The organism is Planomonospora sp. ID91781, assembly GCF_015711595.1.
In the GTDB taxonomy this organism is placed as follows: domain Bacteria; phylum Actinomycetota; class Actinomycetes; order Streptosporangiales; family Streptosporangiaceae; genus Planomonospora; species Planomonospora parontospora.
This window is the reverse complement of the sequence record NZ_JABTEY010000002.1, coordinates 870,065-890,903: the sequence shown is the minus strand read 5'-3', so window position 1 is coordinate 890,903 and position 20,839 is coordinate 870,065. Positions and strand designations below refer to the sequence as shown.

Here is a 20,839-nt window from a genome sequence, read left to right as displayed (position 1 = left end):
AACCCGGCCGGGCCCCGGGCAGGTGGCCGGTCAGAGGGACGGGGCCTCCCGGATCCGCGGCGCCGGAGCCGCCGCCCTGACGCGCCGCGGATCGGGCGCAGGGCGTCAGAGGGTCTTGGCCAGGGCGACGAGCTGGTCGAGGGCGGCGCCCCAGCCCTCGATGAAGCCCATGTCGGCGTGCTTCTTGTTGTCCTCGGGGGTCTGGTGCATGGCGATGGCCCGGTAGCGGGTGCCGCCGGAGGCGGTCGGCTGGAGCTCGATGATCGCGGTGAAGGCCATCTCGCCGGGCTGCGGGCGGTAGCCGGGGGCCAGGGCGCTGGTCCACACCAGCCGCTCTTCGGGGAGCACCTCCAGGTAGCAGCCTGCCCCGTCGAACTCCTCGCCCTCGGGGGAGCGCATCACGGTGCGGAAGATCCCGCCGGGGCGCAGGTCGATCTCGCAGTGCGGCGTCTCGTAGGGCTTGGGGGCGAACCACTGGGTGAGGAGGTCGGGGGTGGTCCAGGCCTTCCAGACGAGCGCGGGGGGCACGTCGACCTCCCGCTCGAGCTGGATGTCGAGGTCGGGGTCGAGGGTGTAAGGGGTGAACGTCATTTCTGCTCCTTGAGGGTGGTGAGGAAGTGGTCGAGCTGGTCGAGGCGGCGCTGCCAGAGGTGGCGTCGGCGGGCCAGCCAGCCGTCGGCGATCTCGAGGGTGTCAGGGGTGAGCCGGTAGGTGCGGGTCCGGCCCTGTTTGGCCGAGGTGACCAGGCCGGCCCGCTCCAGCACGGCCAGATGCTGGGTGAACGACGGGAGCGCCATGGCGAAGGGCCGGGCCAGCTCCGAGGTGGTGGCGGGACCGGTGGCGAGCCGTTCGATCACCTTGCGTCGTGTCGGGTCGGCCAGGGCCTGGAAGACCTGGTCGAGCCGGGCCTGTTCGTTTGGGCACACATCCGAGTATGGCTCCGATCGATACTTAGGTCAATACCTAAGTATCGATCGGCGGCGGTGACGGCTCCGGACGGAGGAGCGGTGATCGGGCTCCCGGTCCGCCTGCGGCGGCCGGCTTCCATCGGGTGAGCGCCCGCACCCGCCGGCGTCTCGAGGGGTGGACGGCGGGTCCGGATCGTGACCGGAGGTTGGTCATGGTCCGGGTGGGATCGCGCTACCTTGGGCGGGTGGAGGAGATCGACCGCCGGATCGTGACGTTGCTGGCCGAGGACGGCCGGATGAGCTTCACCGACCTCGCCCGCGAGACGGGCCTGTCGGTCTCGGCGGTGCACCAGCGGGTGCGCCGGCTGGAGAAGCGCGGGGTGGTGCGCGGTTACGCGGCGCTGGTGGACTACGACGAGATCGGCCTGCCGCTCACCGCGTTCGTCTCCATCAAGCCGATCGACCCGGCCGCCGCCGACGACGCCCCCGACCGGCTGTCGCACCTGAGCGCCATCGAGGCCTGCCACAGCGTCGCGGGCGACGAGAGCTACATCCTCAAGGTGCGGGTGGCCTCGCCCGTCGCGCTGGAGGAGCTGCTCAACCAGATCCGCACCGCGGCCAACGTCTCCACCCGGACCACCGTCGTGCTCAGCACGCCGTACGAGCACCGCGCGCCCGAGCTGATGGGGAAGCCTGCGGAGGAGCCCTCGTAGGTCCCGCTCGCCCGCCGCGCCCCGGCGGGTCCCGGCGGCGACGCGGGCCCCGGGTCCGGACACCCGGCCGGGACGCTCAAGCCGGGACGTCCAGGCCGGGAAGCTCAACCGGGACGCTCAGACCGGGACGCGGAACCGGTCGCGCAGGCGCGCCTTGGCCTCCTCGCTCGCGCCGAGGGCGTCCAGGCCCAGCAGGGCGGCGCCCACGACGGGCGGGAGGGCGGCGACGACCAGTTCGGCCCTGGGCGCCCGCTCGGCGAAGCGCCGCCGGATCATGGCGTCCAGCAGCGGGTCGCGGGCGGTCAGCACACCGCCGCCCAGCACCACCTCGGCGGGGGAGTCCAGCAGGCCGAGGCGGCGCAGCGCGACGACCGCGAGCACGACGACCTCGTCGGCCATGCGCGCCAGCACCGAGCGCGCCACCGCGTCGCCCGCCGCGGCCGCCGACATCAGCACCGGCACCAGCTCGTGCAGCCGGGCGTGGGGCAGGTCGCCGAAGTGCAAGCCGAGCGTCACCTCCTCGACGGTGCGGGTGCCGAAGTGCTCGCGCACGGCGCGTTCCAGCGCGGTGGCCGGGCCGCGCCCGTCCTCGGCGCGTACGGCGTGCCAGAGGGCCTCCTCGCCGAGGACGAGGCCGCCACCCCAGTCGCCGCTGATCCTGCCGAGCGCGGGGAAGCGGGCGACCTCGCCGGTGGGGGAGACGCCGACCGCGTTGACGCCCGCCCCGCAGACCACCGCCACGCCCGAGGGGCCGGAGGCCCCGGCCCGCAGCAGGGCGAAGGTGTCGTTGCCGACCACCGCCTCCCGTCCGTAGCCGCGGGCGAGGATCTCGTCGCGGAGCGTCTCCTCCTCCACCGGCAGGTCCGCGCCCGCCACGTAGGCGGCCACGTGGTCGGCGAACGGCGGGGCCGCCTGCGGGCCGAGCGCGTGCCGCACCGCGTCGCGGAGCACGTCGATCGCGGCGCCCACGCCCTCGCTCTGCGGCCGGAAGCCGTCGCCGCGGCCGGTGGCCAGGACGGTGCCGTCCTCGGCCACCAGCGCGACGTCGGTCTTGCTGTTGCCGCCGTCCACGGCCAGCACGGTCCTCACGCGCCCGCCGCCCGCGGCCGACACGGTCCCTGTGCGCCTGCCGCTCCCGGTGCGCCCGCCGTCTCCGGCCGGTACGGTCCTCACGCGCCCGCCGCCCAGGGCAGGTGCGGGCGGTTGGCCTCGACCAGGCGGCGGGCCAGGTCGCCGGAGAGGGAGGCCTGCCCGATGAGCGGGTGGGCCAGGAGCGCGTCGGCGACCCGCTCCTCGCCGCCGTGCAGCGCCGCCTCCAGGGCCAGCGTCTCGTACGCGGTGACGTGCGCGATGAGACCCGCGTGGAGCGGCTCCACGGGGTCGACCGGCAGGGCCTCGGCCCCGGCGGCGGTGATCGTCGCGGGCACCTCGACGACCGCCTCGGGCGGCAGGAACGGCAGCGCGCCGTCGTTGCGCAGGTTGACCACCTGGACGTCGCCGCGGTCGCCGAGCAGCGAGGAGATCAGCGCGACGGCGGCCTCGGAGTAGAACGCGCCGCCGCGCTCGCCCAGCAGCTCGGGCTTGGTGTCCACCGCCGGGTCGGCGTACAGCTCCAGCAGCCGGGCCTCCATCGCCGCGACCTCGGCCGCGCGCGACGGCCTGGCCCGCTGCTCGGCGACGACGCGGTCGTGCTCGTAGAAGTAACGCAGGTAGTAGGAGGGCACCACGCCGAGGCGGCGGAGCAGCGCGGCGTCCAGGCCGACGTCCCGGGCGATCCGCTCGCCGTGCTCGTCCAGCAGCCGGGGCAGCACGTCCACGCCGTCGAGCAGGACGGAGCGCTCCCAGGTCAGGTGGTTCAGCCCGACGTGGCCCAGGGAGATCCGCTCGGGCGCGACGCCCAGCGCGGCGGCGAAGCGGCGCTGGAAGCCGATGGCCACGTTGCACAGGCCGATGGCGCGGTGCCCGGCCTCCAGCAGCGCCCGGGTGACGATGCCGACCGGGTTGGTGAAGTCGACGATCCAGGCGCCGGGCGCGTGCCGGCGGACCTGCTCGGCGATGTCCAGCACCACCGGGACGGTGCGCAGCGCCTTGGCCAGACCGCCCGCGCCGGTCGTCTCCTGGCCGACGCAGCCGCACTCCAGCGGGAGCGTCTCGTCGACGTCGCGCGCGGCCTGCCCGCCGACGCGCAGCTGCAGGAGCACGGCCTGCGCCCCGGCGACCCCCTCGGGGACCGAGGCGGTCGCGGTGACCCTCGCCGGATGGCCGGCGCGGGCCAGCATCCGGCGGGCCATCCCGCCGACCAGCTCGAGGCGGGAGCCGTCCGGGTCGACCAGCGCGACCTCGGTGACGGGAAGCTCCTCCCGCAGCCGCGCGAACCCGTCGATCAGCTCGGGCGTGTACGTCGAGCCGCCCCCGACAACGGCGAGTTTCAACCCTTCACTCCTGTCAAGGTGACGCCCTCGATGAAGACTCTCTGGGCGAGGAAGAACACGATTATCACAGGTGCCATGACGAGCAGCGTGGCCGCCATGGTGAGGTTCCACTGCACGCTGTGCAGGGCCTTGAAGGACGCCAGCCCGATGGACAGCGTCCAGTTGTCCACGTTCGTGGAGGCGTACAGCAGCGGGCCGTAGTAGTCGTTCCAGCAGTAGAAGAACTGGAACAGCGCCACCGCGGCGACGGCGGGCCGGGCCATGGGCAGGACGATCCGCAGCAGCGTCGCCAGGTCCGAGCAGCCGTCGACCCGGGCCGCCTCGGTGTACTCCCTGGGGATCGTCAGCAGGAACTGGCGGAGCAGGAAGACCGAGAAGGCGTCGCCGAGCAGCATGGGCAGGACCAGCGGCCAGAGCGTGCCGGTCAGTTCCGCGCGGGCCCAGATCAGGTAGACGGGTACGGCGACCACCTGCGGCGGCAGCATCATCATCGTGATGACGGCCAGGAAGGCGGCCCGGCGGCCGGGGAAGCGGAAGCGGGCCAGCGCGTAGGCCACCGGGACCGACGACAGCAGCATGAACGCGGTGCCCAGGCCCGCGTACAGCATCGTGTTGCCGATCCAGAGCAGCAGGGGCGAGCGGGCGAACACCTCGGCGAAGTTGCCCCAGTTCCACGAGCGCGGCCACAGTTCGCTGGTCAGCGCCTGCTGGTCGGTCATGAGCGCGGTGAGCGCGATGAACACCAGCGGGGCGACGAACATGATCGCGAGCGCGATCGCGATGGAGTGGACGGCGATCCAGTGCAGGGTCCGCCGCCTGCGGAGGCTCCGGGCGGTCGGGCGGCGGGCGGCGGAGGCCGGAGCCCGGCCGAGGGTGGCGGGTGCGGTGCTCACGAGACCTCCTCGAGTCCGCGGAACCGGCGCAGCAGGACCAGGGTGAGCAGCATCGACGCGGCGAACAGCAGCAGCGCGAGCACGCACGCGTACCCCATGGAGAAGTCGCGGAAGCCCATCTGGAACAGCCACTGGGGCAGGGTCAGGGTGGACATCTCCGGGTAGCCGGGGGTGAAGCTGCTGCCGGGGGAGTCGGTGGAGCCGGAGGCGACCCGGGCGGCGATCATCGCCTGGGTGAAGTACTGCAGGGCGTAGATGACGCCGGTGACCGCCGAGAAGAGCAGCACCGGGGAGATCGTCGGCAGGGTGACGCTGCGGAACCGCCGCCAGGCTCCCGCCCCGTCGAGCGCGGCCGCCTCGTACAGGTGCCTGGGCACGTCCAGCAGGGCCGCCAGGAAGATGACCATGGTGTTCCCGGTGCCCCACATGCCGAGCAGGGTCAGGCTCGGCTTGGACCAGTCCCTGTCGCCGAACCAGTCCGGGCCGGTGATCCCGAACAGCTCCAGGAACTGGTTCATCGGGCCGGTGGCCGGGTTGAGCAGGAACACGAACGCGACCGTGCCCGCCACCGTCGGGATCAGCGAGGGCAGGTAGAAGACGGTCCGGAAGAACCCGGCCCCCGCCTTCAGCCGGGTGACCAGCCAGGCCACCCCCAGGGCGAAGAGCAGCTGGGCGGGGACCATGAAGACGACCAGCCACAGGGTGTTGCCGATCGAGGTGAGGGCCCGGTCGTCGGTCAGCAGGTAGCGGTAGTTGTCCAGGCCGACGAACTCCAGCGTGAACAGGTCGTAGCGGTGGAAGGAGAAGTAGACGGTCGCGGCGAGCGGGTAGAGGAAGAAGGCCGCGAACCCGATCAGCCAGGGCGACAGCCACACGAGGGCCCGCAGGCCCTCGCGGCGCCGCCGGGCGGGCGGCGCCGCAGGGGTGGGACTCATCGGAGATCAGCCCCCGGAGAGCTTGTGCTTGTCGTTGATGCGCTTGTCGACCCCGGCCAGGCCGGCGTCGAGGTCCTTGACGGCGCCCTTCTCCCACTCGACGAGGAAGGCGGTGAAGGCCTCCTGGTTGAAGACGCTGTTGACGTTCGGCGGGAGCGTGCTCGTCTTCGGGTGGTTGAAGATGTCGAGGAAGGTCTGGAAGTTCGCGTCCTTCTTCAGGTCGGGCGAGTCCATCGCGGCCTTGGTCGTCGGCACGTTGCGCAGCGCGTTGGAGAGCGTCACCAGGCTGCCGGTGTCGGTGGTCAGGTGCTTGACGAGCTCCCAGGCGTGCTGCGGGTGCTTCGCGCCCTTCGGCACGCCGATCACGGTGCCCGCGGTGAAGCCGCTGCCGTACAGCTCGGGCCGGTCGTCGGCGACGGGGATCGGGGCGGTGCCGTAGTCGAGGTCCGCCGCGTTGTTGGCGATCATGGCGTTGCGCCACTCGCCGTCGACCGCCATCGCGACCTTGCCCTCGTGGAAGGGGTGCTCGGCGCCCCACTCGTCGCCCAGGCCCTTGCGGAACCTGTCGAGCTTGTCGTGGCCGTACCAGTCGACGAGCTCCTTCTGCCAGGTGAGGAGCTTCTTCCAGGCCGGGTCGGAGCCGATGGCCGAGGTGCCGTCCTCGTTGTACCACTTGGCCCCGACCATCGGGCCCAGGTGGGAGGGGGAGTTCTCGTAGTACTGGAAGCTGGGGATGAAGCCGGCGACCTCGATGTTCCCGTCGGCGTCGCGGACGGTGAGCTTCTTGGCCAGCGCGGTCAGCTCCGAGAGGGTCTTCGGCGGCTGCTCGCCCTTCATCAGGGCCTTGTTGTAGTAGAGGCCGTAGGCGTCGGCGAGCATCGGCAGCGTGCAGCGCCGGCCCTCGAACTCGGTGTAGGAGCGCGCGGCCGCCGGGAGCACCGACAGGTCGACGCCGTCCTGCTCGATCACCGGGGTCAGGTCCTGGAAGACCCCGCTCCGGCACCACTGGGCCACGTTGTCGGTGGTGAAGGAGGCCGCCACGTCGGGGGCCGTGCCGCCCCGGACGGCCTGGGTGATCTGGTCGTCCTGGACGCCCTTGGTGAGTTTGACGGTGATCTGCGGGAACTTCTTCCGGAATCCGGCGACGGCGTCCTCGAACGCCTTGACCTCGCTGTCGGCGCTGAACCCGTGCCAGAGCTCGATGGTCGCCGCGGGCAGCGCCGCGGCGGCGCTCCCGGAGGGTTTCGGCTGGGATCCGAGCGCCGGCGCGCTCCGGTCGCCCGCGGTGCAGGCGGTCAGGGCCGCGGCCGCGACGGCGGCCGTGGCGAGGGTGAGAAACCGTCGGTTCACGACAGTGGCCTCCTCGATCGGGGGGTGGGATGACCGGATGAATCAGGAGAGCTGAGGGTTCCGTGGAAAGCGGAAACAGGCAGGCAGAGACAGGTGGTGACAGGTGGCGGCAGGAAGAGGGCTATGAGGGCAAGGTGGAGCTGAAGACCTCGTCGCGGGCGGCGGCGAGGGCGAGGTCGAGGGCGCCGGCCAGGACCGGGTTGCCCTCGACGGCCGAGAGCAGCAGCGGGGGCCGGGGGATGGTCAGCGCGTGCAGTTCCTCCTCCACCAGGCCGCGCAGCAGCTCGCCGCCGGCCAGGAGGGTGCCGCCGGTCAGCACGACGATCTCCGGGTCGACGACCGCGGTGATCGAGGCCAGGCCGACGGCCAGGCGGCCGGCGACGTCGCGCAGGCCCGCCAGGGCCGCCGGGGCCTCCCGCCCGCCGGATCCGGCGGCCCGCACGGCCTCGCCCACGGCGGAGGCGGGCCCGTCGCCGCGCACGCCGTACGAGCGCAGGATCCTGAGCACCGCGGAGCCGCCGCCGAGCGCCTGGTAGCCGTGGTCGCCGTAGCGCCCGGTCTGGCGGGCGGTGGGCGCGCCGGGAGCGGGCATGTATCCGATCTCGCCCGCGCCGCCGGTGGCGCCGCGGTGCAGCCGCCCACCGAGCACCAGCGCCGCGCCGAGGCCCTCGTCGGCCCAGAGCAGCACGAAGTCGCGGTGCCCGCGGGCCGAGCCGTGCGCCTGCTCGGCCTGGGCGACCAGGTTGACGTTGTTCTCCACCGAGAGCCGGACGCCCAGCCGCCGGCCGAGGGTGGCGACGAGGCCGGGCGCCAGCCAGCCGGGCAGGTCCTCGGCGGTGGCGTAGCCGAGTGTGCCGGTGCCGGGGTCCGGCGCGCCCTGCACGCCGACGACCACGTGCCGCAGGGCGGCGGGGGCGTGCGCGCCGTCGAGGGCGGCGCGCACGTTGCGCACGGCGTCCTCGGTGGCCTCTTCGGTGTCCCGGGGGCCGCGGGGGGCCGGGGTGGGCTGCCGGTACTCGCCGACCACCGCGCCGGTGATGTCGGCGACCCTGGCGTCGATGTGGGTGCGGGTGACGTCCAGCGCGGCGACGTACGCGGCGGACGGGTTGAGCCGGTAGATCTCAGCGGTGCGGCCCGGCAGCCCCTCCCGGACGCCGCCCGGCACGACGAGCCCCGCCTCCTGCAACCGGAGGAGGAGCTGTGAGGCGGTGGGCTTGGACAGGCCGGTGAGGGCGCCGATCTCCGGGCGGGTCAGCGGGCCGCGCTCCAGGAGCGCCTGGAGCGCGGCCCGGTCGTTGATGGCGCGCAGCAGGCTAGGGGTGCCCGGTGTCGGCTGAGGCACGGACCCTCCAGGACGTCGTCTTCAAGTTAGGAAAGTTTCCTAACTTGAAGGGAATCTAAGGAGGCCGGAGGCGGGCGTCAAGGAGGGCGGGCGCGCCGAGACCAAGCCGTGACGGTGACGGGGCGGAGGGCGCCCGGCGGCCGGAAAGGAGGCGGCCCGGGGAATGTGAACATCTCAACGGACCTGCTAGGGTGATGGTTTGTCATAACAACCAGCACAATGCATTTATATGGCCCGGAGTATCCTATTAGCGGCAAAGATAATGGAGCGACGGCAACCCGTCAAATCGAGCTCGCCAGGGAACAGGAGTATGTCACCTCGCTCTACGAGCGGCTCGACCTGTTGCGCGACCGCACCCAGCGGCAGCTCGACGGGGTGCTGGCCCAGGGCGGCGGCGGCACCCACCAGAACCGCTCGGAGCGCGACAGCTTCGCCGGGATGTACGCCGAGCGGCTGGCGCGGCTGTGGGCGGTGGAGAACGGCCTGTGCTTCGGCCGGCTCGACAACGCCGACCACACCTCCCTCTACATCGGCCGCATCGGCCTGGCCGACGACGACCAGCGCCGCCTGCTGATCGACTGGCGGGCACCGGTGGCGCAGCCGTTCTACCGGGCCACCCCCGCCTCGCCGATGGGCGTCACCCGCCGCCGCCACCTGCAGACCAAGGGCCGCAAGGTGATCGGCGTCGACGACGACCTGCTCGACCTCGACACCCTCAGCGACGAGGACGTGGCCACGCTCAACGGCGAGGCCGCGCTGCTGGCCTCGCTCGGCGCCCACCGCACCGGCCGGATGCGCGACATCGTGGCCACCATCCAGGCCGAGCAGGACCGCATCATCCGCTCGGACCTGTCCGGCGTGCTCGTCGTGCAGGGCGGGCCGGGCACCGGCAAGACCGTCGTGGCCCTGCACCGGGCGGCCTACCTGCTCTACACCCACCGGGAGAAGCTGGCCCGCCGGGGCGTGCTCATCCTCGGGCCCAACCTGACCTTCCTGCGCTACATCGAGCAGGTCCTGCCCTCCCTGGGCGAGACCGACGTGCTGCTGTCCACGGTCGCCGAGCTGTACCCCGGGATCGCCGCGACCGCCGCCGAGCGGCCCGAGACGGCCGCGGTCAAGGGCGACGAGCGGATGGTCCAGGTCGTGGCGCGCGCCGTACGGGAGCGGCAGCGGGTGCCCCGGCGGCCGATCGAGATCAAGCTGGACCGCTACACCCTCAGCCTCGACGGCCGCACCCTGGAGGCCGCGCGCAACCGGGCCGCCCGCTCGCGCCGCCCCCACAACGAGGCCCGCGCGGTCTTCGTCCGCCACCTGCTCAACGCCCTCGCCCGGCAGGCGGCCAAGCTGCTGGGCAAGGGCGTCATCGACGACGACGAGCTGGCCGACCTGCGCGAGGAGCTCCGCACCGAGCAGCCGGTGAAGGCCGCCCTGAACCGGCTGTGGCCCTACACCACCCCGCAGCAGCTCCTGCTGGGGCTGTTCACCTCCCGCGAGCGGCTCGAGTACGCCGCGGCCGAGCTGAGCCCGGCCGAGCGCGCGCTGCTGCTGCGCGAGCCGCCCCGCAAGGGGGAGGGCTGGTGGTCGCCCGCCGACGTGGCCCTGCTGGACGAGGCCGCCGAGCTGCTCGGCGAGATCGATCCCGGGGTGCTGCGGGCCGGGGCGTGGATGGCCGAGGAGGAGCAGGCCGCCGCCCGCGCCGCCGCGCGCGAGGAGGACAGCATGCAGCTCGCCTACGCCAAGGAGGTGCTGGAGCTGACCGGCCTGTCGGAGATCATGGACGCGGAGAAGTTCGCCGCCCGGCACCTGGGCGACGAGTTCTACCTCACCACCGCCGAGCGGGCCGCGGGCGACCGCACCTGGGCCTTCGGCCACATCATCGTGGACGAGGCGCAGGAGCTGTCGCCGATGGACTGGCGGATGGTCATGCGCCGGTGCCCCACCCGGTCGATGACGATCGTCGGCGACCTGGCGCAGACCGCATCGGCGGCCGGGGCCCGCTCCTGGGAGCGGGTGCTCGACTCCTACGTGGGCGGGCGCTGGCGGGTCGAGAACCTCAGCGTCAACTACCGCACCCCCACCGAGCTGATGGCCGTGGCCGCCGCCGTGCTCCCGCTGGTCGGTCCCGGGCTCACCGCGCCCGCCTCGGTCCGGGAGACCGGCGAGCGGCCCTGGGCGGCCTCCCCGCTGGAGTCCCTGCCCGAGGTGGTCAAGGCCGAGATCGTCGAGGGCGGCCGCCTGGCGGTGCTCGTCCCCGAGTCCCTCCGGGCCGAGCTGGGGGAGGCGGTGACCCGGGCCGTCGACGGCGCGGTCGCCGGGCCCGGCACGGCGGCCCTGGACGCCCCCGCGGCGGTCCTGAGCGTCGCCGAGGCCAAGGGCCTGGAGTTCGACACCGTCATCGTGGTCGAGCCGGACCGCATCCTGGACGAGTCCCCCCGCGGGGCGAGCGACCTGTACGTCGCACTGACCCGGGCGACGCGACGGCTCGGCGTGGTCCACGGCGCCCCGCTCCCCGCACCGCTCGCCGGGCTCGAGCGGCGCGGAGACGGCTGAGCCGCCGGGCCGCGGGGACTCCCCGCCCGGGACCGGCCCACCCGGGACCGGCCCACCCGGGACCGGCCCGGACGGTGCCGGGCCGGCCGATCGGAGGGCGTCCGCGCCCCGGAAGCCGGGCCGGGAGACCGTCCGCGCTCCGGAAGCCGGGCGGCCGCCCGCGGCGGGCGGCCGCCCGGATCCGGAGCAAGGCCGAAGGCTCCTCGGCCGGACTGCGCTAGCTGCGGAAACGGGATGTTTCCGCAGTTGGTGACGAGGTTGACATCTGAGCTGAGGCCGGTAGTTTTGCTGCCCAGTCCAGTACGGGACTGGCCGGTTGGCCGCCTCCGACATCACCGGTTCCTCGCCCCGCGGCGGAGCGTGACTCCGCCCGTACAGCCAGGCGCAGGACCGCTGGTCAGTCGGGTCGGGGCACCCCAACCGGGCGGGGGGAACGGACCCGGGAGGGGCCTGGGCACCCAGTAGACAACGGCAATCCGCGCCCGCCGCCGACGGGACGGAACCGGTCCGAAGGGTTCGTCCGGGCACTCTTTCCGCTCCCGTGCCGGCGACTGCAAGTGTCGGGGTGATCCCCAGGGCATCCGTCCGCCCTGGAGGTCACCCCGCTGCCGTGTCGGGGGTAGCGTTCGCCTAGCAGGTCCAACCAGGTCCGGCCAGGTCCGACGTCCGCAAGGAGCCCCCCGTGGTGCAGGAGAAGACGGCCCCTCCGCCGGGGGCTCCCCCGGCGGCGTCGCGTGAGGACGCCCCGGGCGGTCCCCGGTGGCGGGACCCGCTCGGCCGGACGGCCGCGGTGGCCGCCGGCGGCCTGCTGCTCTTCCTCGCCTTCCCTCCCCTCGGGTTCTGGTTCCTGGCTCCGCTCGGCGCGGCCCTCGTGATCCGGGCCGTGCACGGCGCCCGCCCCCGCCGTGCCGCCTGGCTGGGCTTCGCCGGGGGGCTCGCCTTCCTCGGCCCCGGTCTGCACTGGGTCACACCCATCGGGGTGGACGCCTGGCTGGGCCTGATCGCCCTGGAGAGCCTCTTCTACGCCGCCTGGGCCGCCGGCACCGCCCTGGTCGTCCGGCTGCCCCTGTGGCCGTTGTGGAGCGCCGCGCTCTGGGTGGCCATGGAGTGGGCGCGGGGGACCTTCCCCTTCGGCGGGTTCCCCTGGGCGCGGGTCGCCTTCAGCCAGGGCGGGTCGGTCTTCACGCCGTACGCGGCGCTGGGCGGAGCGCCGCTGGTCAGCTTCGCGGTGGTGCTCTGCGGAGGGCTGCTCGCCCTCGCCTCGCTGCGTGCGCCCGGTCCTCCGGGACGCCGCGACCGGGCGGGCGCCCCGCCGGCGGTCCCGGCGGCCGCTCCGGCTCCCGTCCCGCCCGCCGAGCGGCTCCCCGTCCGGTCCTCCGCCCGCTCCGCGGCGCTGCCCATCGCCCTGCCCATCGCTCTGCCGCTCGCCGGGGCCCTGGCCGTCCCGGCCGCGGCCTTCGCCGTGCCCCGCCCCGGCGACGAGGGCAGGAGCGTGACCGTCGGGGTGATCCAGGGCAACGTGCCCGGCCGGGGGATGACCCCGCTGGGCGACGAGCCCGCCGTGGTCCTGCGCAACCACACCGGCAAGCTCCACGAGATGGCGCGGGCCGTACGGGAGGGCGCGATGGCCCGGCCGGACGTGGTGGTGCTGCCGGAGAACTCCACCGACATCGACCCCTACCGCAGCGAGACGGCCCGCGCCGAGATCGACGCCGCGGTCAGGGACGTCGGCGTGCCCGTCCTGGTCGGAGCCGTGGTGGGCGTCGGCGAGAAGCACCGGGCCACCCGCAGCCTGGTGTGGGACCCGGTCACCGGCCCCGGTGCCTACTACGACAAGCAGAAGCTGGTGCCGTTCGGCGAGTTCACCCCGATGCAGGACCTCGTGCTCGCCCTGTTCGAGCGGGCCGGCCTGGTCGGCAAGCAGTCGGTGCCCGGCACCCGCGACGGCGACCTGAGGCTCGGGCCGGTCACCGTCGGAGCGGTCAACTGCTACGAGGTGGCCTTCGACGGCGTCGTCCGCGGCACCGTCCGGACCGGCGCCAGCCCGCTGGTGGTGCAGACCAACAACGCGACCTACGCGCTGACCGGCCTGCCCGCCCAGCAGCTGGCCATGTCCCGGTTGCGCGCCGTGGAGCACAACCGGGCGGTGGTCACCGCCGCGATCACCGGCATCTCCGCCTCCGTGACCCCGGAGGGCGAGGTGGTCTGGCGGACCCGCGAGCTGGTCCAGGACATGGCGGTGCTGAAGATACCGGTCCGCACGCGGGAGACGGTGGCCACCAGGGTTGGCGCGCTACCCGAGTGGGCCCTGATACTGGTGGGTACGGCCGCGCTGGCCGCGGTTCCGGTCCTCCGGCGACGCGTCCCGGCGCGTCCGGTGACACGCAGTGGCGATCAGCAGGTGGGAGACGTGTGATGGAGCGGATGGTCGGCCGGGTGCTCGTCATCGTCCCGACGTACAACGAGCGGGAGAACCTCCCCGTGATCGTCGAGCGGATCCGCGCGGCGGTGCCCGAGGCGCACCTGCTGGTCGCCGACGACGCCAGCCCCGACGGCACCGGTGAGATCGCCGACGCGCTGGCGGCCGAGGACGACCACGTCCACGTGCTCCACCGGCCCGGCAAGCAGGGGCTCGGCGCCGCCTACATCGCGGGGTTCCGCTGGGGCCTGGCCGAGGGCTACGACGTGCTCGTGGAGATGGACGCCGACGGCTCCCACCAGCCGGAAGAGCTGCCCAAGCTGCTGCACGCGCTGGCCGACGGGGCCGACCTGTCCATCGGGTCCCGCTGGGTGCCCGGCGGCAAGGTGGTCAACTGGCCCGGTTCGCGGGAGTTCCTGTCCCGCGGCGCGAACGTCTACACCCGGATGATGCTCGGCATGCCGGTCCGCGACGCCACCGCGGGCTTCCGCGCCTACCGGGCCTCCACCCTGGAGAAGATCGGCTTGGACGACGTCGAGTCGCAGGGCTACTGCTTCCAGGTGGACCTGACCCTGCGCACGGTCCGCCACGGGCTGCGCGTCGCCGAGGTGCCGATCACCTTCGTGGAGCGCACCGTCGGCGCCAGCAAGATGAGCCGGGACGTCATCGCCGAGGCGCTGTGGCGGGTCACCCTGTGGGGCGTGACCGGCCTGCCGCGGAGGCTGCGCCGCTCCCGCTAGTCCGCGCGCCCGCCAGTGCGTGCGCCGGCCGGTCCGCGGCCGGATCTGGCGCGCACGTTTCGGTGGGCCGGACCGGCGGAAGATACAGGAACGACCTCAGGGTCACGTACCGGCGGCCGGAGGACCTTCCGCCCTCCGGCCCACACCATGGAGAGCGCCCCCCGACTCTTTGAGAGAAGGGGCCATGACGGATACCGCTCAGACCACCCGGCGGCCGCGCGAGCGCGCACGGTCCGGAGCCGGTACGGCCGGGCGAAAGCCCGCGGCGAAGCCGATGGAAACCGTGCAGTGCGTGGACCCCGTGGGGCTCACGGGGGAGCGGCGCGCCGCCGGGGCGCTCACCCTGACCCTGCCCATGATCACGCTGGAGTTCCGGCCGCCGCGGGTCGGCGGGCGGGAGGTCGGCCGCGTCGTCGGGGCCGCCAGGGCGTTCCTGCCCGCGCTCCCGCCGCGGGAACGCCTCGCCTACTACGGGGGGCTCGGCGCGCTCGCCGCGTTCGGCCTGATCGAGTGGCCCGTGGCGGCCGCCATCGGCGTCGGAACGGTGATCGCCCGGCGCTCCCGGAACGGCGGTGGGGAGAACCTCCGCGCGCCGGTGTGACCACGGCGCCGTGACGACGCGCTCGCCGGGCCGCGACGCCGCGGCCCGGCCTTTCCCGCCCGCAGAATCCAGGTCCGCTGGAGAGTGAATGTTCCTGTCACGGTTGCTCGCCGTCCCCGCCGACGTCCTCCGGGACGTCGTACCGGACGTGCTCTCGGGCGTCCTGCCCCGCTCCCGCCGCGTGCGCGCCTGCCCCGGCGGGGTCCGGATCGACCTGCACGTGATCGGCGGACCGGGCACGGAGACGGCCGCGCGGCGGCTCGAAGCACGGCTGCGCGCGGTGGACGGAGTCGAGCGGGCGGAGGTCAACGGCGCCCTCGGCTGCGTCTTCGTCGGCACCGGTGCGGACCGGTCCGGCCACGAGGAACTGCTGTCGATCGTCACCGAACTGGACGGGGACCCGGCCGTCACCGGACCGGACGGGGACCCGGCCGTCACCGGACCGGACGGGGACCCGGCCGTCACCGGACCGGACGCGGACCCGGAGCCGGACACCGGCGGCGGAGGCCCGCACCGGCCCCGGGTCCGGGTGGCGGAGCGGCACGCACGCGCCGCGGCCCGCCTCTGCGCGGAGCTGACCGGGGCCGGGCTGGCGCTCGCCGGGAAGGCGGTGCGGCTGCCGAGGCTGTCCCCGGCGGTGCCGGCCCTGCTGCACCTGGCGGACTCCACCCCGGTCGTCCGGGAGGAGCTGAACCGCCGGATCGGCCGTCCGGCCACCGACACGCTGTTCACCGTAGGCCACCTCGTCGGCCAGACGCTCGCCCTGAGCCCGTCGGCACTGCTCGTCCACGCGGCGGGGTCGGTCGTCCACTACGCCGAGGCGCGCGCCGCGCGGTGCGCCTGGCGGAGGCTGGAACAGGACCTGGCCCGCGTCGGGGGCGCCTACCGCCACATCGCGAAGCCGTCGCTCCCGCGCCCGGCCCCCCTGCCCCGGGGCCCGATCGAGCGGTACGCGGACGTCGCGGCCCCGGTGACGCTGGGAGCCTACGCCGCGACGAGACTCCTCAGCCGCAGCGGCCGCCGGAGCCACGCCATGATGGTCGCGGCCACGCCCAAGCAGGCGAAGCTGGGCCGCCACGCCTTCGCGGGCGCGGTCGCCCGCGCCCTGGGCAGACGCGGCGCGGTGGTGCTCGACCGCCACGCCCTGCGCCGCATGGACCGCGTCGACACGGTCGTCCTCGACGCGGCGGTCCTGCTGACCGGCGCGTGGACGGTCGAGCGCGTCCTGCGGATCGCGGACCCGGCCGGTGACCCGTACGGCGCGGCGGGCGGGAGGAACCGCGCGGACGGGGCCGACCGAGCCGGCGGGGACGGCGTGAGCAGGGAAGACGGAACCGGCGGGGACGGCGCGGGCGGGGAAGACGGAACCGGCGGGGACGGCGCGGGCCGGGTGGACGACGGCACGCTGCACGCGCGGTTGCACGCCCTGCTCGACCCGGGCGATCCCGGCGCGCGCCGGGAGGACGGGGAGTGGGCCGTCCGACCGGCGACCGGCACGGGCGGGCCGGCCGCCCGGGAGATCCAGGCCTGGCGCGCCCGGGGGCTGAGGCCCGTGACCGTGACCCTGCGGGGCGAGCCGGTCGCCGTCGCCGCGCTGGCGCGGGAGCTCCACCCGCTGGCCGAGGCGCTCGTCGCCGCCGCCGGGGCCGCGGGCACCGTACTGCTGGCGGGAGGGGACCGCGGTCTCGCCGCGCGCTTCCCGGCCCGCCGGATCGCTCCCGGCGGAGCGCGGACGGCGGCCGCGATCCGCGCGCTCCAGGCCGGGGGGCACGCCGTCGCCGTGGTGTCGCGGGGCGGGTCCCGGGACCTGCGCGACGCGCTGGCCCGGGCCGACCTCGGCATCGGGGTGGCGGACCGGCCCGGCCGCGTGCCCTGGGACGCGGACGTGCTCGGCGATCTCGAGGGAGCCCACCTGCTGCTGAGCTGCCTGCCGGAGGCCGCCAGGACGAGCCGGCGGAGCGTACGGCTCGGCGTCGCCGGAGCGGGCGTCGGCGCGTTGCTGGCCGTCGCCGGACCCGAGGCGGCGTCCTCCCGCCGGGCGCACCTGGTGAGCCACTGCGTCTCGCTGGCCGCGCTCGCCCTGGGAGAGCTGTCGGGCCGCGCCGCCGGGCGGACGCCGGTCCCGGTCCGCGCCGACGGCACGCCCTGGTACGCCATGTCGGCCGCCGACGTCCTCACCCGGCTCGGCTCCTCGTCCGACGGCATCGCCGAGGAGGACGCCGCCGGGCGCAGGACGGAGGCGGCGGGGGAGGAGGAGCGGCCCGGAGGGGGGCCGCGCTCGCTGGTCCGCGCGTCCGCACAGGAACTGGCCAACCCCATGACGCCGGTCCTGGCGGCCGGGGCGGGCATGTCCGCGCTGATCGGCTCGGTACTAGACGCGCTGCTGATCGGCGGGGTGACGGTCGTCAGCGCGTTCGTGGGCGGGGCGCAGCGGGTCAGCGCCGACCGGGCGCTGCGCCGCCTCACCGAGGACTCCTCCGTCCCCGTGCGGCTGCGCCGGCCCGGCGGGCACACGCGGACCTCCGCGGCGGCGCTGGTCCCGGGCGACGTGATCGAGCTGCGCGCCGGCGACGCCGTACCGGCCGACTGCCGGGTGCTGGACGCGACGGGCCTGGAGGTCGACGAGTCGCCGCTCACCGGGGAGTCGCAGCTGGTCGCCAAGACCGCGGCGCCCACGGTGGCGTCCGCCGTCGCCGAACGCAGCTGCATGCTCTACCAGGGCACGACGGTGGCCGCGGGCGGGGGGCACGCGGTGGTCGTCGCGACGGGCGGGGCGACCGAGGCGGGCCGGGGGGCCAGGCTGGCCGCGGGGCCGCGCCCGCCGACCGGGGTGGAGCTCCGGCTGCGTGAGCTGGGCAGGAGGATCCTGCCGCTCTCCGCCGGTTCCGGTCTCGCCCTGCTCGCCGTCGACCTGCTCCGCGGGCGCCCGCTGGCGGCGGGGCTCGCGCCCGCGGTGAGCCTGGCCGTGGCGGCCGTTCCCGAAGGGCTGCCCTTCATCGCCACGGTCGCGGAGCTGGCCGCCGCGCGGCGGCTGTCGAAGCGCGCCGCGCTGGTGCGCAACCCTTCGACGATCGAGGCGCTGGGCCGGGTGAACGTCCTGTGCTTCGACAAGACGGGAACGCTCACCGAGGGGCGCATCACGCTGCGGCGCGTCTCCGACGGGCGCACCGGGTACTCCGTCGAGGAGCCGCAGGCCGGGCTGCGGCCGATCGTCGCCGCGGCGCTGCGGGCGAGCCCCCGCGCGGGCGAGGGGAGGGTCATCGCCCATCCCACCGACCGCGCCGTCGTCGACGGTGCCCATCGGCTGGGGGTGACCCCGGAGGAGGGGCTGACCGCCTGGCGGCGGGTCGACGAGCTGCCCTTCGAACCGGAACGCGGCTACCACGCCGTGCTCGGCGTGAGCGGCTCCGGGCACCTGCTGAGCGTCAAGGGCGCCCCGGAGATCGTGCTCGACCGGTGCACGACGGTGCTCCGGGGCGCGAGGGCCGTCCCCCTCGGCGAGGAGCTCAGGCTGGAGCTGGAGCGGGAGGTCGACGCGCTCGCCCGGCAGGGCCACCGGGTGCTCGCGGTGGCCCAGCGGCCCGCCTCCGACCGGCGCGACCTCGACGGGTCCCGGGTCGGCGGGCTGTGCTTCCTCGGCTTCCTGGGCCTGGCCGACCCGGTGCGGCCCGCCGCCGCCGAGAGCGTCGGGCACCTGACCCGGGCCGGCGTCCGGGTCGTCATGGTCACCGGGGACCACCCGAGCACCGCCGAGGCGATCGCCGCCGAGCTCGGCGTGCTGAACGGCCTGCGCGTCATGACCGGCCCCGAGATGGACGACGTCGACGACGAGATCCTGACGAAGGCGCTGCCCGAGGTCGCGGTGTTCGCCCGCGCCACCCCGGCGCACAAGACACGGATCGTCTCCTGCCTGCGCCAGGCGGGCGAGACCGTGGCGGTCACCGGCGACGGGGCCAACGACGCCCCCGCGATCCGCGCGGCGGACGTCGGGATCGCCCTCGGCTCCCGCGCCACGCCGGCCGCCCGGACGGCGGCGGACGTCGTGGTGACCGACGACCGCATCGAGACGATCGTCGACGCGATCATCGAGGGCAGGTCCATGTGGAGCTCGGTCCGCGACTCCCTGAGCATCCTGCTCGGCGGCAACATCGGCGAGATCGCCTTCACGGTCGGCTCCAACCTGCTCACCGGCCGCAGCGCGCTGAACGCCCGGCAGCTGCTGCTGGTCAACCTGCTGACCGACATGCTGCCCGCCCTGGTGGTGGCCGTACGGCCTTCCGCCGCGGCGAGCCCGGAGCGGCTGATGGCCGAGGGGCCGGAGGGCTCGCTCGGCGCCTCCCTGACCCGCGACATCCACCTGCGGGCCGTCACCACCGCGGCCGCCGCGGCGGCGGCCTGGCTGGCCGGCCGGCTGACCGGAACCCGCGGGCGGGCGGACACGATCGGGCTGGTCGCCCTGGTCGCGGCGCAGCTGCTGCAGACCCTCGCCAAAGGAGGGCGGGACCCGGTGGTCGTACTCGCCGCGCTGGCCTCCCTCGCCGTCCTGGGCCTCGTCGTCTCGACCCCGGGGGTCAGCCGGTTCTTCGGTTCACGCCCTCTCGGGCCCCTCGGGTGGTCCATCGGCCTCGGCGGCGCCGCCGTCGCCACGGTCCTGGGGGCGGCGGCCGAGCGGCTGCTGCGCGGCGGTCAGCCCGCGGCCCGGCGGCGGGAGGACGCCGCCGCCGGGCCGGTCGGCCCGGCGGCGCCCGCCATCGGCCGGGAGGAATGAGAAAGCACGCGCGGGCCGGTTCCACGCCGCGGACCCGGCTGCGAACCCGGCCGGGAACGCGGTCCGCGGACCCGGCCCCGAGCGGCTCCGACCCCTGGGGGTTCCCATGAGCGACTTCCTGTCATCCCTTCTCGCCAAGGCGGCGGTCATCGTGATCGAGGTGCTGACCATGCGGCTGGTCGAGGCGCTCGTCGCCTTCGTGGCGCGCCGCTTCGCCGCGCGGGCGGCCTGAGCGCCTCGCCGTTCCCCGATCCGCGGTCGCCGCCCTACGGCCGCCGCGCGACCAGGAGCAGCCGGGGACTGCCGAGCCGGAACGGCGCGCCGTCGGCGTCGCCGTACAGCCCGACGCCGGCGAACCCGGCCGCGGAGACCAGCCGGACGACCTCCGCCGCGGTGTAGACGTGCTGCACGGAGGTCCCGCGGTGCTCCTGGGCGCCCCGGCGGAAGGTGAAGGAGGTGATCCAGCGGCCGCCGGCCGCGTCGTACTCGTTGACCGAGACGGCCTCGATCCCGCCGAGCGTCATCGGCGGCTCCTCCAGGGCCAGGCCGGGCAGCAGCGACTCGGCCACGAACCCGTAGTCCAGGACCAGCGTGCCTCCCGGGACGACGAGACCGGCGAGGCCGGCGAGGAACCCCTGCGTTCCGGCGTGCTCCAGGTAGCCGAAGGCGTTGCCCATGCAGATCGCCGCATCGGCGCGGACGTCGGAGGGCAGGGCCCGCATGTCGCCCAGGCGCAGGTCGACGTCGAGTCCTTCCCGCTCGGCGGCGTGACGGGCGTACCCGACGGCCTCGGCCGAGACGTCCAGGCCGGTGACCCGGAAACCGCGCCGGGCGAGTTCGAGGGCGTGCCGTCCGCTGCCGCAGGCCACGTCCAGCACCCGCGCGCCGGGACGCAGCCCGGCCAGGCGGGTGACGAAGTCGACCTCGGCCGCGGTCGCCTGCTGCGGTACGGCCGCCCGCCAGAAGGCGTTGGGCAGCTCGGTGAAGAAGTCCGCGTACCACGCGGACAGGGAGTCGTGCGACATTCCGTGTGCTCCAGATCAGGTGCGCGGCGACCGGCGCCGCGCGGGCGAGAGGATCTCTGCATGACCGGGGCACGACGGGCGGACGCGTGTCGGCACGCACCGCACTGGCCGATGGAACGGCCGGATCGTCATCCGCCCCGGGGTGACCGGGCGGTGACCATGG

General features: G+C 74.8%; 16 protein-coding genes. 7 read left to right on the top strand and 9 right to left on the bottom strand.

The window, feature by feature from the left end:
* Positions 1–105 precede the first annotated feature (105 nt).
* Both HS048_RS23300 and HS048_RS23295 read right to left on the bottom strand, forming a co-directional pair.
* Positions 106–591 carry an SRPBCC family protein gene (locus HS048_RS23300; RefSeq protein WP_068897406.1) on the bottom strand — a complete coding sequence of 162 codons (486 nt, stop codon included), beginning with the start codon at positions 589–591 and terminating at the stop codon, positions 106–108.
* Positions 588–926: a helix-turn-helix transcriptional regulator gene (locus tag HS048_RS23295; protein WP_068897405.1), complete on the bottom strand. Its 339-nt coding sequence runs from the start codon at positions 924–926 to the stop codon at positions 588–590. Before HS048_RS23295 ends, HS048_RS23300 begins: the two co-directional genes overlap by 4 nt.
* A gap of 227 nt (positions 927–1,153) precedes the next feature.
* On the opposite strand from HS048_RS23295, the gene HS048_RS23290 reads away from it, so the two are divergent.
* A complete protein-coding gene (locus tag HS048_RS23290; protein ID WP_196468668.1) occupies positions 1,154–1,621 on the top strand; it encodes an Lrp/AsnC family transcriptional regulator in 468 nt (155 codons plus the stop codon).
* Positions 1,622–1,738: 117 nt separating this feature from the next.
* Here HS048_RS23290 and HS048_RS23285 read toward each other — a convergent pair whose 3' ends face one another.
* The 6 genes from HS048_RS23285 to HS048_RS23260 all read right to left on the bottom strand — a co-directional run bounded on the left by HS048_RS23285 (position 1,739) and on the right by HS048_RS23260 (position 8,573).
* Entirely contained in the window at positions 1,739–2,710 is a 972-nt protein-coding gene (locus HS048_RS23285; protein WP_196468667.1) for an N-acetylglucosamine kinase, read from the bottom strand.
* Between the two features lie 80 nt (positions 2,711–2,790).
* Positions 2,791–4,053 carry a 6-phospho-beta-glucosidase gene (locus HS048_RS23280; RefSeq protein WP_068897403.1) on the bottom strand — a complete coding sequence of 421 codons (1,263 nt, stop codon included), beginning with the start codon at positions 4,051–4,053 and terminating at the stop codon, positions 2,791–2,793.
* A complete protein-coding gene (locus HS048_RS23275) occupies positions 4,050–4,946 on the bottom strand; it encodes a carbohydrate ABC transporter permease (protein ID WP_068897402.1) in 897 nt (298 codons plus the stop codon). The genes HS048_RS23280 and HS048_RS23275 overlap by 4 nt, the downstream gene beginning before the upstream one ends.
* Positions 4,943–5,881: a carbohydrate ABC transporter permease gene (locus HS048_RS23270; RefSeq protein ID WP_196468666.1), complete on the bottom strand. Its 939-nt coding sequence runs from the start codon at positions 5,879–5,881 to the stop codon at positions 4,943–4,945. The genes HS048_RS23275 and HS048_RS23270 overlap by 4 nt, the downstream gene beginning before the upstream one ends.
* Positions 5,882–5,887: 6 nt before the next feature.
* A complete protein-coding gene (locus HS048_RS23265; protein WP_196468665.1) occupies positions 5,888–7,231 on the bottom strand; it encodes an ABC transporter substrate-binding protein in 1,344 nt (447 codons plus the stop codon).
* A gap of 121 nt (positions 7,232–7,352) precedes the next feature.
* Positions 7,353–8,573, bottom strand: a complete 1,221-nt coding sequence (locus HS048_RS23260; protein WP_196468664.1) for an ROK family transcriptional regulator — start codon at positions 8,571–8,573, stop codon at positions 7,353–7,355.
* A 219-nt stretch (positions 8,574–8,792) separates the two neighbouring features.
* Here HS048_RS23260 and HS048_RS23255 point away from each other — a divergent pair, with 219 nt between their 5' ends.
* The 6 genes from HS048_RS23255 to HS048_RS38245 all read left to right on the top strand — a co-directional run bounded on the left by HS048_RS23255 (position 8,793) and on the right by HS048_RS38245 (position 19,883).
* On the top strand, positions 8,793–11,123 hold the full coding sequence (locus tag HS048_RS23255; protein ID WP_196468663.1) for an ATP-binding domain-containing protein: 2,331 nt from the start codon (positions 8,793–8,795) through the stop codon (positions 11,121–11,123).
* Positions 11,124–11,805: 682 nt separating this feature from the next.
* Entirely contained in the window at positions 11,806–13,539 is a 1,734-nt protein-coding gene (gene lnt / locus HS048_RS23250) for an apolipoprotein N-acyltransferase (protein ID WP_196468662.1), read from the top strand.
* A complete protein-coding gene (locus HS048_RS23245; RefSeq protein WP_068897398.1) occupies positions 13,539–14,282 on the top strand; it encodes a polyprenol monophosphomannose synthase in 744 nt (247 codons plus the stop codon). The genes lnt and HS048_RS23245 overlap by 1 nt, the downstream gene beginning before the upstream one ends.
* A gap of 184 nt (positions 14,283–14,466) precedes the next feature.
* Complete coding sequence (locus tag HS048_RS23240) at positions 14,467–14,883, top strand: hypothetical protein (protein ID WP_153054252.1); 417 nt, start codon at positions 14,467–14,469, stop codon at positions 14,881–14,883.
* 88 nt (positions 14,884–14,971) lie between these two features.
* On the top strand, positions 14,972–19,651 hold the full coding sequence (locus tag HS048_RS23235; protein WP_230881850.1) for a cation-translocating P-type ATPase: 4,680 nt from the start codon (positions 14,972–14,974) through the stop codon (positions 19,649–19,651).
* A 106-nt stretch (positions 19,652–19,757) separates the two neighbouring features.
* On the top strand, positions 19,758–19,883 hold the full coding sequence (locus HS048_RS38245; protein ID WP_255529728.1) for a hypothetical protein: 126 nt from the start codon (positions 19,758–19,760) through the stop codon (positions 19,881–19,883).
* A 34-nt stretch (positions 19,884–19,917) separates the two neighbouring features.
* Here HS048_RS38245 and HS048_RS23230 read toward each other — a convergent pair whose 3' ends face one another.
* Positions 19,918–20,676: a cyclopropane-fatty-acyl-phospholipid synthase family protein gene (locus HS048_RS23230; protein ID WP_068897395.1), complete on the bottom strand. Its 759-nt coding sequence runs from the start codon at positions 20,674–20,676 to the stop codon at positions 19,918–19,920.
* Between the last annotated feature and the right edge of the window lie 163 nt (positions 20,677–20,839).